The organism is Actinokineospora bangkokensis (genome assembly GCF_001940455.1).
In the GTDB taxonomy this organism is placed as follows: domain Bacteria; phylum Actinomycetota; class Actinomycetes; order Mycobacteriales; family Pseudonocardiaceae; genus Actinokineospora; species Actinokineospora bangkokensis.
The window spans coordinates 158,439-170,932 of the sequence record NZ_MKQR01000018.1; the positions used below are offsets into that span (position 1 = coordinate 158,439).

At 71.1% G+C, this 12,494-nt stretch carries 11 protein-coding genes and 1 pseudogene; 9 read left to right on the top strand and 3 right to left on the bottom strand.

Translation table 11 applies throughout. The features are described 5' to 3' along the window. Positions 1 to 683: 683 nt before the first annotated feature. Positions 684 to 1,460, top strand: coding sequence for a helix-turn-helix domain-containing protein (locus BJP25_RS36285; RefSeq protein WP_075976321.1), 777 nt, complete (start codon positions 684 to 686; stop codon positions 1,458 to 1,460). Between the two features lie 3 nt (positions 1,461 to 1,463). Then, positions 1,464 to 1,769 carry a hypothetical protein gene (locus tag BJP25_RS18995; protein ID WP_075976322.1) on the top strand — a complete coding sequence of 102 codons (306 nt, stop codon included), beginning with the start codon at positions 1,464 to 1,466 and terminating at the stop codon, positions 1,767 to 1,769. Between the two features lie 84 nt (positions 1,770 to 1,853). Here BJP25_RS18995 and BJP25_RS19000 read toward each other — a convergent pair whose 3' ends face one another. After that, positions 1,854 to 3,317, bottom strand: coding sequence for a DUF4185 domain-containing protein (locus BJP25_RS19000; RefSeq protein WP_075976323.1), 1,464 nt, complete (start codon positions 3,315 to 3,317; stop codon positions 1,854 to 1,856). 396 nt (positions 3,318 to 3,713) lie between these two features. Here BJP25_RS19000 and BJP25_RS36570 point away from each other — a divergent pair, with 396 nt between their 5' ends. The 3 genes and pseudogenes from BJP25_RS36570 (at position 3,714) to BJP25_RS34245 (ending at position 5,364) form a co-directional block, all read left to right on the top strand. Beyond that, a complete protein-coding gene (locus BJP25_RS36570; RefSeq protein ID WP_075976324.1) occupies positions 3,714 to 4,649 on the top strand; it encodes a cold-shock protein in 936 nt (311 codons plus the stop codon). Positions 4,650 to 4,948: 299 nt separating this feature from the next. Then, a pseudogene (locus tag BJP25_RS36575) lies at positions 4,949 to 5,005 on the top strand (hypothetical protein); the annotation flags it as partial. Positions 5,006 to 5,061: 56 nt separating this feature from the next. Beyond that, on the top strand, positions 5,062 to 5,364 hold the full coding sequence (locus BJP25_RS34245; protein ID WP_075976325.1) for a transposase: 303 nt from the start codon (positions 5,062 to 5,064) through the stop codon (positions 5,362 to 5,364). A gap of 111 nt (positions 5,365 to 5,475) precedes the next feature. On the opposite strand, the gene BJP25_RS19025 is transcribed toward BJP25_RS34245, so the two are convergent. Next, positions 5,476 to 6,072 (bottom strand): hypothetical protein, encoded by a 597-nt coding sequence (locus BJP25_RS19025; RefSeq protein ID WP_143219183.1) that lies wholly within the window; start codon positions 6,070 to 6,072, stop codon positions 5,476 to 5,478. A gap of 472 nt (positions 6,073 to 6,544) precedes the next feature. Then, a complete protein-coding gene (locus BJP25_RS36295) occupies positions 6,545 to 6,667 on the bottom strand; it encodes a hypothetical protein (RefSeq protein WP_269844557.1) in 123 nt (40 codons plus the stop codon). Positions 6,668 to 7,129: 462 nt separating this feature from the next. Here BJP25_RS36295 and BJP25_RS19030 point away from each other — a divergent pair, with 462 nt between their 5' ends. The 4 genes from BJP25_RS19030 to BJP25_RS19045 all read left to right on the top strand — a co-directional run bounded on the left by BJP25_RS19030 (position 7,130) and on the right by BJP25_RS19045 (position 12,454). Further along, positions 7,130 to 8,089, top strand: coding sequence for a LysR family transcriptional regulator (locus tag BJP25_RS19030; RefSeq protein WP_075976433.1), 960 nt, complete (start codon positions 7,130 to 7,132; stop codon positions 8,087 to 8,089). A 124-nt stretch (positions 8,090 to 8,213) separates the two neighbouring features. Next, complete coding sequence (locus BJP25_RS19035; RefSeq protein ID WP_198943552.1) at positions 8,214 to 10,409, top strand: MMPL family transporter; 2,196 nt, start codon at positions 8,214 to 8,216, stop codon at positions 10,407 to 10,409. A 156-nt stretch (positions 10,410 to 10,565) separates the two neighbouring features. Beyond that, entirely contained in the window at positions 10,566 to 11,498 is a 933-nt protein-coding gene (locus BJP25_RS19040) for a TauD/TfdA family dioxygenase (protein WP_143219185.1), read from the top strand. Between the two features lie 83 nt (positions 11,499 to 11,581). Beyond that, the gene (locus BJP25_RS19045) at positions 11,582 to 12,454 is read left to right on the top strand and encodes an AfsR/SARP family transcriptional regulator (protein ID WP_233158151.1); all 873 of its coding nucleotides are present in this window, start codon (positions 11,582 to 11,584) and stop codon (positions 12,452 to 12,454) included. Positions 12,455 to 12,494: the final 40 nt, after the last annotated feature.

Genomic DNA, 12,494 nt, shown 5'->3' on the forward strand with positions numbered 1-12,494 from the left:
CTTACCCGGACGCAGCGTCCGGGTAGGCGCGTCTGACTGGCCCTACGGTCTGTTTCAGGGCCGAAACGGCACGCACTCACGAGACTGGCTGACGACGCGACCAAGTCGCTCACTCGTGCGCGTGTCCTCAGGGTTGTGCCGCTTCGTCCTGAAACAGATCTCCTACTTCAGGCGAGGTGACAGCGATGCGCGCCAACGACCCAACACCGAGCTCCGACATCGGAAACGTCGCTTGCAGCCGCGTATTTCACGGCGGATGCACGTTCCGTCTCGCGAAGGGCGACGACTTCGTTGCTGTCTTCCGCGGCACTTGTGTCGAGCAGCGCCGCTTCCTGGTCTTGCGTGATCGCCCTTTCCCCGGACCGGTGAAGGAGGGACCGCAGCGAGCGATCGCCACGATCCGTCGCCCGGGCTGGCTGTGCTGGTCGGACCACAGGGGACTGGCCCAGGTCGCGACGGCGTGGACGCGTCAGCGTGCCAACCCCGTGGGGAGTGGCAGTCAGGGCTAAGCGGGACCAAGTTCCTTTGCCTCTCAGCTGGGCGCCACCCACGCCCCGGTGACCAGCACCCACCTCATCGGCCGCTAGGCCGATACCCACGCCGGCACCTGACCACCTCCCGGCGGGCCAGCCGTCCACACCCGACATTCAACCGCGTTCTACGAGCAGGAAGCACGATTCGCCATGGGCCATGACGAGATCCGCCCCGTGACCTTGCGGGCGGCCATCATCGCCAACCGCCTCAACACCGCACGCAACCACCTCGGCCTGACCACCCGCGCCCTCGCCGAACTGATGAACATGACCGTCGCGATGGCCAACCGGATGATGACCGGCCGCCGCATCCCCACCAGCCTGCAGATCGGCGCCCTCTGCGCCCTGCTGGACATCGACCCCGCCCAACGCCCCCTGCTCTACGACCTGACCCGCACGGCCACCGACACCACCTGGCTACTACCCCACCACAACACCGACAGCCCCCACCTAATAGCCGAAATCGAGGCCACCGCCAACACCGCCGTCCACTACCACCCCCATCACATCCCCCTCCCCGCCCGCACCCCGGAATACCACCACGCCATCACCGGCCACCCCCGACCAGCGACACCACCAGCCACACCCGACCCGCACCGCACCCTCCTGATCCCGGAGACCGCCCTCACCCGCACACCGACACCACCACAAGTGCTGCGCGACCAGCTCGACGCCCTACTCCACGGGCCATGGTCAGTGCGGGTGCTGCCCGCCACCGAACCACCGACCGAAGCCTTCACCCAGCTGCACATCCCCCACTTCCACCCCGTCATCGCACTCGACCTGCTCACCACCCACCTCATCCTCGAACACCCCGACACCACCACCCCCTACCAACAACGAACCCAGGACCTGCTCGACCACAGCCTCACCGACACCGACTCCCTCGACACCCTGCGCGCCCACCGCACCCGCCTGGACACCTGACCCGTGACCCACCCACCCCACGACATCTCCGCCCCGGCATTGGCCGCCCACGCCATCGCACTACGCGCCGGAGTCCTGACCCTCGCCCGCCACCTCGACCTGGCACCCGAAGAAGCCGTCCTCACTATCACCAGCCACGACCGCCACACCCCCACAGGCGCCGCGGCCAACCTCATCCTCGACCACCTCTGCGACCTCTGGGCCATCCCCACCCGCGACCGCACCGCAGCCGGAGACCTTATCGACCACTGGGTCCGCGCCACCCTCACCCACCACCCGCAAGCACCCGATGACCACCACAACACCTGACCCACCCCGCACCCGCCGCTTATCCAGTGTCCCGGCACGGCGGGTGCGGGCATCGCCCCTTACCTCAGATGAGTTTCCGCACGCCTAGCCGGTCGCCATCGCCCCCGCTCGGTGGCGTGCCGCCGACACCCCGTTGTTGGCGCTCGGCGCGGACTTCGTCACCGCCGCGATGTCGGCCCTGCTCACGCGGCTGTCGGTGTTGTCACCGAGCACCGCGATCTGCTCGGCCAGCGGCAGCTTCTGCCACTGCGGCGACACCGGTCCGACGTGCCCGGGAAGGGCCGGCTCGTCCTTCATCACCGCCAGGGTGTCAGCGATCGAGCCGCGCGCCGCGATGGTGCCGTACATGTTGCCCGTCCACTGGCGGACGCCGTAGTACTGGGACCCGATCCACTGCGACAACAGGATGTGGGAGTTGGCCAGCGTCGAGTACGGGTGCACGATCGGCGCGTAGATGTTCTGGGCCTGGGCGTAGGTCACGTGGGTCTTCGGGGCGCTCCACAGACCTGTCGGGTACGGCGCCGTCTGGGTGACCGCGCCGCGACCGCCGTTGAGGAACGACAGCACGACCCGCCCCTCGATGACCTGTGCCGACAACTCGCCGATGGCCTCGTAGCGACTCGGCGCGTTGATGATCGGCGTGATCGGCCCGTACTGGCGCCAGTCCCAGCGACCGGAGCCGTCGACGCCCCAGAAGCGGTACTGGCTGTAGTTCCACATCTTGTCCCACGGCACCCGCATGAGGTGGATGCCGCCGCCGTTCCAGCGGCCCTCGTTGGTCCCGTAGATGTAGACGAAGTTCTCCCCCGGCCACATGATCATGGTGTTGTTCTGGAACAGGCTCATGTCGCCGCTGTTCCAGTAGTCCATGTTCTCCCGGTTGGTCTCCAGGTTCCACGTGGTGGTCCAGTACTCGGCGTTGGTGTCGGTCGACGTCCACAGCCGGGAGTACCAGGTGCGCCAGCTGCCACCGGCGCTCGGGATGCCCCCCTGCTCGGGGATCGCCCAGTCCCGCACGCCGAACGTGGACATCATGTAGCGGCCGTCGGGCAGGTGGATCAGGTCGTTGGGGATCTCGGTGACGACCTGCCCCGGCGTGTTCCTGGCGTAGTTGGGGTCGTTGTGCCGGTACGGGATCAGCTCCTTGGCCCGCGCACCACCGATGGCGTTGTCCCAGCGGATGCCGTTCTGCAGGTCGGTGTTCGACTGGCGCAGCCCAACGGGCGAACGCCACCCGGTGACGTTGACCGGCACCGCCTGGTCGAAGGTGTCACCGAAGATCGAGATGCAGTAGCCGTGGTTGGTCCGCGCCGTGTACCCCAGGTCGGTGCCCAGGAAGCCGAACCGGGCCGTCTCGCTGCCCGTGAGGTCCTTGAGGTACCCGGCACGCGGCGTGACATCCGCGCTGGCCGTCGCGGCACCGAGCCCACCGCTGGCTCCGAGCAGTGCGCCCGCGGCCCCCTTGAGGAACGTCGCACGGGTGATGCCGCGCCCCGTCCCCGCTGTCGGACCGGTGCCGTCGCCGCTGGTGGGGAGGTCGCGTCGCATTCCGCTCCTTCAGGAGTGACCGCTGGTGACCACGACGCTACCCACTGTTCTGAGAATCCGGAATGGCCAGTTGTGGCCATTCCGGTGGCGCTAAAGTCCTCTTGCAGGGCCGTCGAGGCTGCCCGTCGCGTCGTTCATGATCACGCCCGGCGTCGCCTTGGCAGGGCGCCGTTGGCCATGAGCGGTCGCCCGCCGGCCGCTCGGCACGACGTCGGCAAGACCACCGAACGCGACCTCACCACGACCCGGCGCCAACCCCACGCGGGTTGAAGAACCAGGTGAGAACTCGGCCTGTCCCTGGTTGCGCGCCGCCCGCCTGTGGGCCCGGCTCGACGGACCGGAAGTCCGTCAGAGAGACTGGGGGCCAGTGCCCACCCTCTCGACCTGGAGCTTGTGATGCCGCAAGGGACCGTCCGCTGGTTCGACGTCGAACGGGGTTTCGGCTTCCTCGCGCCCGAGGACGGCTCGCCGGACGTGTTCGTGCACGCCTCCGAGATCGTCGAGGACGGCGGCGCGAAGGTGCTCCGCGAGGGTCAGGCCGTCGTGTTCGAGGTCGGCGAGAACGACCGCGGGCCCCAAGCGCTGCGCGTTCGCGTCACCGCCGACGCCGCCACCGGCAGCACCGTGGGCCTGCTCGGCACCGTCAACTGGTACGAACCGGCCAAGGGGTACGGCTTCGCGTCGCCGGACGGCGGCGGCGTCGACATCTTCGTGCACAGCTCCGCCATCGTGACCGGCGGCGTGGTCACCGAGGGGCAGCGGGTGGCCTTCCTGGTCGTCGAAGGCGAGCGCGGCCCGCAGGCCGCGCACGTGATCCCGCTGGAACCAGGCGCAGGCGCACCCGCCCCGGCTGGTGCCGCGGACGGCGCCGACGGCACGGTGGCCTGGTACGACGAGGACAAGGGCTTCGGCTTCATCAACCCCGACTCCGGCGCCGGGGACATCTTCGTCCACGCCCGGTCCCTGGCCGAGGGGCTGACCTGGCTCGCAGAGGGCGACCGCGTCGCCTACGAGGTGGCCAGTGGGGACAAGGGCCCACAAGCCCGCGACGTGCACCTGGTCCGGGGCGCCGAGCCCCAGAAGCCACCACGGCGACCGGCACCTGCCGCCCCCGCGCGGGACGTACCCGCACGAGCCGGCGAGGGCGTCGTCGCACGCTACGACAGCGACCGCGGCTTCGGCTTCATCACCCCGGACGCAGGCGGCGACGACCTCTTCGCCCACGTGTCCGTGATCATGGGCTCGGAGCCGCTGCAGAAGGGCGACCGCGTCCGGTACGCGGTGCGCCAGAGCGACCGGGGCCCCCAGGCCGACCGCGTCGAACGCCTCTGAAGAGGCGGCCCACCGCGTCGATACGGGCCGTGGAAGACCGTCTACACCCGGTTCTGGCGTTGGTCGCGTGATGGCACCCTGGCCACGCTGGCCTCTCGGGTGACGGTGATCGACGAGGCGGTCGACGAACTCGACCAGGAGGTCTCGGTCGATTCCTCCCTCGTGCGCGCCCACCAGCACGCCGCCGGTTCCCCGCCGCGCCCCCGCATCCCACGCGGGGGGCGGGCGGGCCCCGTAGTGGGCAGGGCGAGCCAGGTGATCATGCCATCGGCCGGTCCCGCGGCGGGCCCACCACCAAGATGCATCTGGCGTGTGACGGGCACGGGCGGCCGTTGTCGGTGGTGTTGACCGGCGGCAATGTCAACGACTGCACGATGTTCACCCAGGTGGTGACCGGGATCGAGTTCCGGCCGTGGGGCGGTGGGCGGCGGGCGACCCGGCCGAGCCGGTCCTGGCCGACAAGGACTACTCCTTCCGTGCCATCCGCACCTGGCTACGGGCCCGCCACATCACCGCCACCATCCCCGAACGCCGCGACCAGCAGGCCAACCGGCTGCGCCGCGGCCGGGCCGGTGGCCGCCCGCCGGCCTTCGACACGGTCGCCTATCCGCGCCGCAACGTCGTCAAGCGCTGCTCCAACCGGCTCAGGCAGTTCCGGGCCATCGCTTTTGCTCCTTGCCGCAGTCGCGGTAAGCGGTGCAGGCGTTGCGCTTGACCGGCCATCTGACGTGGAGGCCGGCAACCCTCTCGCCACGCCGCGACAGGGCCTCCCGCCGGGATGGCCCTGTCGCGGTGCGCTGCGGTGCCGATGCTCGCGGTGGGCTCGTTAGTAGGGGTGGGGTGCGTAGATGGTCTGCACGGTCGTGGTGGAGTAGGTGATGTTGTTGTAGGTGGCCTGGTGGGTGCAGGTCACGGTGACCGGCGCCCCGGGCGGGATTCCAGGGGTGCTGTAGGTGACGGTGGTCTTGGTGGCCGTGCCCTCGCCGTCGGATCCGGAGCCGTTGTAGCTGTCGCGGCAGGACACGCTGGTGTTGCGGGCGTCGAGGCCGTCACCATTGGTGCGTTCGAACCGCACATAGCTCTGCATGCGGGCGGACTTGACCGGGCTGCCGCCGGAGTAGGAGTCCCAGCGCAGCCGGGTGGTGTAGGCGTGCACGCGGAAGCCGGTGCCGCAGTCGGGGCTGTAGGAGGTGACCGAGTCCGCGTAAACCTGGGTGCCCTGGTTGGTGCAGGTGCTCGGGGCGGGAGGCGGCGGGGGCGGTGTGCCCGGATCCCCCGGGTCAGGTTCGCCGCAGTCGGGGTCACAGGGAACCGGGTACTCGATGATCGCCTGCGCGGCCGACATCGAGACAGCCGCAGTCGCCCCGCTGCACGCCAGCGTCGCCGCGAGGATCGTGAGCAGTCGTGTACTGAGTGTGTTCACGGAGACCTCGTCGCCACCCACGGACGCCGTGTTACCGGTCACACCCGCGTTCACCGGTACGGCCCAGGGCCCTCTAGCCAGAGCCGCTTGCTCCCACTCTGAGTTCTCGGAAGTGGTAGGGACAAGTGTCGGGCGGTCAAGGCGGGCAGGCGGGCGAAAACGATGCGGGCGCGGCCGAAACGTGGACGCTGAAGGCTCCTTGCCGGTTGCGTGACTGTGACCGCCGGTCCGGGGTTGCAGTGGTCACCGCAGCAGATCTCGACACGACTGAGGGCGGAGTTCCCGGTGGACGAGGACATGCGCGTGTCCCACGAGACGATGTTCGTCCAAGGACGGCAACCACAACGACGTCACCGAGTTGATGCCGCTGGTCGATGCGATCCGCCGATTCGGGGTGTCATCGGCCAGCCATCGACCGTACGGCTCCAGCGATCGGGAGATCGCGCATCCCCGCGCAGTCACCCGATCGGGCTCAGGCCGCGACGCACCCGACGTAGTCGATGACCTCGGTGGGGCCACCGGTCGCGCCGTGGACGTCGATGTCGGCGAACCGGGTCTCCCAACCCTCCCACCACTCCCGCACCTCCTCATCCACCGCACCACGCAGCGGCGCAGCCTCCCACGCCGCCCTCTCGGAAAAGCCACGAAGAGAAATCAGCTAATTGCACATTCGCCAACTCGTAGTTGTACCGGGTCGATTTCGGTTTGTTGTCGAACCGCAGGTGGCGGTCCTAGGAGATCACGAAGCGTGACCACGTCAGGTCGATGAACAGAGGCGGCACGGACTCGCAGGACCTGCGCTCAACCTCAAGGCAGAGAGGGCATCGAGCGCTTTGCTCGGCGTGGGAGTGTCCCCCGAGCGCAAGAAGACGAAGCCTGCGGAGGCTCTTACCTCCCAGACTCCTCTGCGGTCGAGCTCACAGGGTGTGAACCTGCGCCCCCTCGGCGCAGACCGCACCGCCCCTGGCAGGAAATGGGAGAAATCGGTGCGCGAAAGGCTTCGGGGTGCGATGCTCGGGGCAGAGCTGAGAGTGCTTCACCGAGCATGGGGGTCGGCTTGGACATCGAGGTTCGGCACGCCAGGGTCGTCGTCGCCTTGGCCGAGACGGGGAGCATCACGCGGGCTTCGGTGCGGTTGGCACTGCCCCAGCCCAGTGTCAGCGCGCAGCTGCGGCGGATCGAGCGGACCGTGGGCGGGGCGCTGTTCGTGCGCTCGCGGACGGGGATCGAGCCCACCGCCCTGGGGGAGCGGTTGATCCCGATGATGGCGGAGCTGGCGGCGCACGCCGACGCCATCGTCGAGCGCATCGATGACGCCGCGGCGGGTGCGGTGGCGGGCGCCGTCGTGCGGGTGGGAAACGTGGAGTGGACGCCGTTCGGACTGCAGCAGTCGATCGTGGCCGCGCTGCCCGGGGTGGGGGTGCGCACCGAGACCCTGGACTCGCCGTCGGGGGCGATCGCGGCCATCGCCCGCGGTCAGCTCGATGCCGCGCTGGTGTGCGGCGGCCGCGTCGACCTGGGCGCGTGGGGCGAGCGGGTGGACCTGGTGGCGGCGACGGTGATCAGCGAACCGGTGTGGGTGGCGGTGCCGCCCTCGTCGCCAGCGCCGGTGGACGCGGCTGCCCTGCGGGCGATGAGGTGGGTGCGCCGGGTGCGCGACCACGGGTTCCACCCGATCGAGGAGGACTTCTTCAGCGGGCCGCTGGGGTTCGAACCCGAGGTGGTGCACCGGGTGGCGGGCCACGCGGAGGCGATGAGCTGGGTGCGGGAGGCCGGTGTCGCGGCCTTGGCCACGCCCACCGCGGCCAGCCCTGACGTGGAACTCGTGGCCCCGGCGTTGGGACAGGCCCACGAGGACCTGGTGCTGGTCTCGCGGCGGGGCGCGCTGGGGCGGAAGCCACTGACGCGGTTGGTGCGGGCCGTGCGCGACTACTACTGCGAGTACGCCCGGCTGTTCCCGGGGTACTGGGCCTGGCTCACCCACCACCTCGGCCAGGTGCTGCCCGCCGGGTCCTGAGGCAGCCTCACCGGTCAAGGGCGTGATCACCGTCCGTGGTTGACGACTGAGCCGACACCTGTCAGTCTGGTCTTACATGAGTCAGACCGAGACCCGATCAGGTCGGGCGTTGGGGGATGGGGCGATGGGCGAGGAACGGCGGGGACCCGCAGTCCGGGTGGCGCGGTGGAGCGCGCGCAACCCCTGGAAGGCAATCATCGGCTGGTTGGTGCTGGTGGTGGTCTGCGTCGGGGCGGGCGCGGTCGTCGGCACGAACCAGGCGGGCGGGTCCGATTTCTGGGTCGGCGAGGCGGGGCGGGCCGAGGCCATCGCCACCGAGGGCGGCCTGGTGCAGCCGCCGACGGAACGGGTGCTGATCACCCAGCGTGGTGGTGGGCAGGTCGGTGAGTCGGCGGCGCGGGCGGCGGACGACGTGGCGCGGCGGCTCGGGGGGCTGCCCTCGGTCGACCAGGTGCAGGCGCCGCGGACGGCGCAGGACGGGACCGCCGTGCTGGTCACCTTCACCATGGTGGGCACGGCCAAGGACGCGACCGCGGCGCTGCCGGACGTCAACGCGCAGGTCGAGCAGGCACGCGGCGGGTACGGCGACGTCCAGCTCGAGCAGACCGGCACGGTGTCGACGTCCCAGGGCAACAGCGCGCAACTCGGTTCCGACCTGCTGCGCGCCGAGCTGATCACCTTCCCGGTCACCCTGGTGATCCTGCTGCTGGTCTTCGGCGCGCTGCTGGCCGCCGCGGTGCCGCTGCTGCTGGCCATCTCGTCGGTGGGGACCGCGCTCGGGCTCTACGGCCTGGCGTCCTACGCCTTCCCGGACGCCGGTGGGGCGGTGGCGAACGTCGTGCTGCTCATGGGGATGGCCGTCGGCGTCGACTACTCGCTGTTCTACCTCAAGCGGGTGCGCGAGGAGCGGGCCCGCGCGGGTGGGCGGATCGACCACCGGACCGCCGTGGAACTGGCGGCGGTGACCTCCGGGCACGCCATCGTGGTCTCCGGGGTCGCCGTGCTGGTCTCACTCGTCGGGCTGTACCTGGCCGACGACGTCATCTTCTCCTCCATCACCACCGGGTCGATCATCGTCGTGCTGGTCGCCGTGCTCAGCTCGCTGACGGTCCTGCCCGCGCTGCTGGCCAAGCTCGGCGGCCGCGTCGACCGGCGCAGCGTGCGCAAGAACGGCGCGCGGCCGGAGAGCGAGCAGCCCAGCCGCGTCTGGCAAGGCCTGCTGCGCCCCGCGACCCGCCACCCGGTGGTCACCCTGGTCGTCGCGACCGGCGCCATGCTGCTGCTGGCGCTGCCCGCGCTGGGCATCACGCTGCGGGTCGAGGGCAACGACACCTTCCCCAAGACGATCCCGGCCATCGCCACCTACGACCGGATGACCCAGTCCTTCCCCGCGGAAGGCGTCGCGCACTTCGTCGCCGTCCAGGCCGACGCAGGCCAGGCCGACGCCGTCCGGCGGGCGTTGACCTCGCTGGACCAGCGCGCCCAAGCCGACCCCCTGTTCGCCGACACCACCGAGCCGCGCCTGCGCTCCTCGGCGGACGGCCGGATCACCACGCTGGAGCTGCCGGTCCCGACGGGTGCCAACGCCGAGGCCTCGATCCGCTCGCTCGACGTCCTGCGCTCGACGCTCCTGCCTGCGACCGTGGGCGCGGTGCCGGGCGCGCGGTACGCCGTCTCCGGGCAGGTCGCGCGGTCGGTGGACTACGTGGAGCACCAGGGCGAGCGGACGCCGCTGATCGTGGGGTTCGTGCTGCTGGCCACCTTCGTGATGATGAGCACCTCGTTCCGCTCAGTGGTCATCGGCCTGGTCGGCATCGCGCTCAACGTGCTCTCCGCGGCGGCCGCGTTCGGCGCCCTCGTCGCGGTCTTCCAGGGGACGTGGGCGCAGGACCTGCTCGGGTTCGCCTCCGGCGGGTTCGTCAGCTCGCGGATACCGCTGATCCTCTTCGTGATCCTGTTCGGCCTGTCGATGGACTACCAGGTGTTCGTCGTCAGCCGGATCCGCGAGGGCGTGCTGGCGGGCCTGCCAACCCGGCGCGCGGTCGCCGAAGGCGTCACCCGGTCCGCAGGCGTGGTGACCAGCGCGGCCGTGGTCATGGTGTCGGTGTTCGTCAGCTTCCTGTTCGTGGGCCTGCTGGAGCTCAAGCAGATCGGCTTCGGCCTCGCCGTCGCGGTCATCCTCGACGCCGTGGTCATCCGCATCCTGGTGCTGCCCTCGCTGCTGACGCTGCTGGGCCACCGCAGCTGGTGGCCGGGCAAGGTGCCCGTCCCCGCCGCGCCGGGAGTGGCCGCGCGGCGGGCTGAGCACACCCTCCGGTAACCACCGGACGCGCCCGCGGCGGGTTCCCCCACCCCCTGCGGGCGCCCGGCCCGTCCGCCCTTCCCCCGGCGGGCGGGCCGACCCGCGGATACAGGTTTTCCATCGGAGCCACCCCTAGTGTCCGCGCGGTCGGGACGGCCGGACTGGGAGGCGACCATGCGGGTGAGCGCGGGCGGGACGACGGTGGCGGTGCTCGACGGGGACGGGCACACCCCGGACGAGGTGGAGCGCCACCTGGCGGAAACCGGCGCGGTGGTGGTGCGCAGCACCGGTTTCACCGACATCCCCGGATTCCACGAGCGAGTCGAGCGGTTCAGCGCTCCGCTCATCGGCAGCTACCGCGGCGGCAACACGCCCCGCACTCCGGTCGGCGGCGCGGTGTTCACCTCCACCGAGTACCCGGCCCGCTATCCCATCTCGTTGCACAACGAGCTCTCCTATGCAGGCACCTGGCCCGACCGCCTCTACTTCGGCTGCCTCGTCGCGGCGCGGACCGGAGGGGCCACCCCGCTGTGCGACGGCCGCGCGCTTCTCGAGCACCTGCCCGACCCGGTGCGCGAGCGGTTCACCTCCCGCGGCGTCACCTACCACCAGAACCTGCACAGCGGCCACGGCCTGGGCAGGTCCTGGCAGGACACGTTCGAGACGGCCGACCGCGGCGAGGTCGAGGAGTTCCTCGCCGGGGCCGGTGCCGAGCACTCCTGGACGCGGTCGGGCGGGTTGCGGGTGACCCACCGCCGACCCGCCACCCGCGAGCACGCCCGCGGCCACGAGGTGTGGTTCAACCAGGCCGACCAGTGGCACCCGTCGAACCTGCCCGGCGAGGGCGCCGCGGACCTGCTCGACCTCGTCGACGACCCGGCGGACCTGCCGCACTGGGTCACCTACGGCGACGGGGCGCCGATCCCCGGATCCGATCTCGACGCGGTGCGCGCGGCGGCGGACCGCAACCGGGTGGTCGTGCCGTGGCGTCCGGGCGACCTCGTCGTGGTGGACAACATGGCCGTGCTGCACGGCCGCGAGGCCTACACGGGGCCGCGCAGGGTGGTGGTCGCCATGGGCCGAGCGGGCCATAGCACGGCGGTATGAGGCAGTCGCGAAGCTGGTAGTGGTCGCACCCGGCAGCGCTGGGCAGAGTGGGGTCATCTGCCGAACCTGGGGGAGGTACCGCGGTGAACACCCGCTCGGGCTTCGACACCGGGTCTGGCCCAGCCCTGGATCCGCGGGCTGAGGCGGTCCGGTCCACCCGCCACACGGGTCACGGCGCGCCGCCCGTCGCGCAGTACCGGATCCTGGGGCCGGTCGAGGTGCACCGGGGCGGCGGGGAGATCCCCGTCGACGGCGCCAAGCCCAAGACCGTGCTAGCCGCCCTGCTGTTGGCCGGTGAGCGCACGGTGCCCGTGCACCAGCTCACCGACCACCTGTGGGGCGAGTCCCCGCCCGCCACCCACCGCGCCCAGGTGCACACCTACGTCTCCCGGCTGCGCCGGGCGTTCGGCGCGCGCGTCGAGCGCTCCGCGCCGGGGTACCGCCTGATGCTCGACGGCGCGCGGCTCGACCTCGCCGAGTTCGACGCGCTCGCCGCCGCCGGGCGCGCGGCGGCGGACGCCGGGCGGGCCGACGAGGCGTCCACGCTGCTGGGCCGGGCGCTGGCGCAGTGGCGCGGGCCCGCGCTGTCCGGGGTCACCGACCACTTGGCCGCGGTCGCGGGGCCACGGCTGGAGGAGACCAGGCTCGCGGTGCTGGAGCAGCGGATAGCGCTGGACCTCGACTTGGGCAGGCACGCGCTGGCGCTGCCCGAGCTGACCGCGCTGGTGCGCGCGCACCCCCTCCGGGAGGGTTTCCGCGCCCAGCTCATGACCACCCACTACCGGTGCGACCGGCAGGCAGACGCCCTCGCCGCCTACCACGAGGGCAGGCAGCTGCTGGTCGAGGAGCTCGGCGTCGAGCCAGGTGCGGAGCTGCGGCGCGTGCACGAGGCCATCCTCGCCGCCGATCCCGCCCTGCGCACCGGCTCCCGCACGATCCACCCGACTCCCGTCTGAGGGGCACCCCATGACCACTCCCGCCCGATCCCACCGACCA

Bases quoted from the DNA above. Each gene is read 5' to 3' on its own strand.
- BJP25_RS19040 (WP_143219185.1), top strand. From the start codon at position 10,566: ATGCGGGTGAGCGCGGGCGGGACGACGGTGGCGGTGCTCGACGGGGAC.
- BJP25_RS19035 (WP_198943552.1), top strand. From the start codon at position 8,214: ATGGGCGAGGAACGGCGGGGACCCGCAGTCCGGGTGGCGCGGTGGAGC.
- BJP25_RS36570 (WP_075976324.1), top strand. From the start codon at position 3,714: ATGCCGCAAGGGACCGTCCGCTGGTTCGACGTCGAACGGGGTTTCGGC.
- BJP25_RS36285 (WP_075976321.1), top strand. From the start codon at position 684: ATGGGCCATGACGAGATCCGCCCCGTGACCTTGCGGGCGGCCATCATC.
- BJP25_RS19000 (WP_075976323.1), bottom strand. From the start codon at position 3,317: ATGCGACGCGACCTCCCCACCAGCGGCGACGGCACCGGTCCGACAGCG.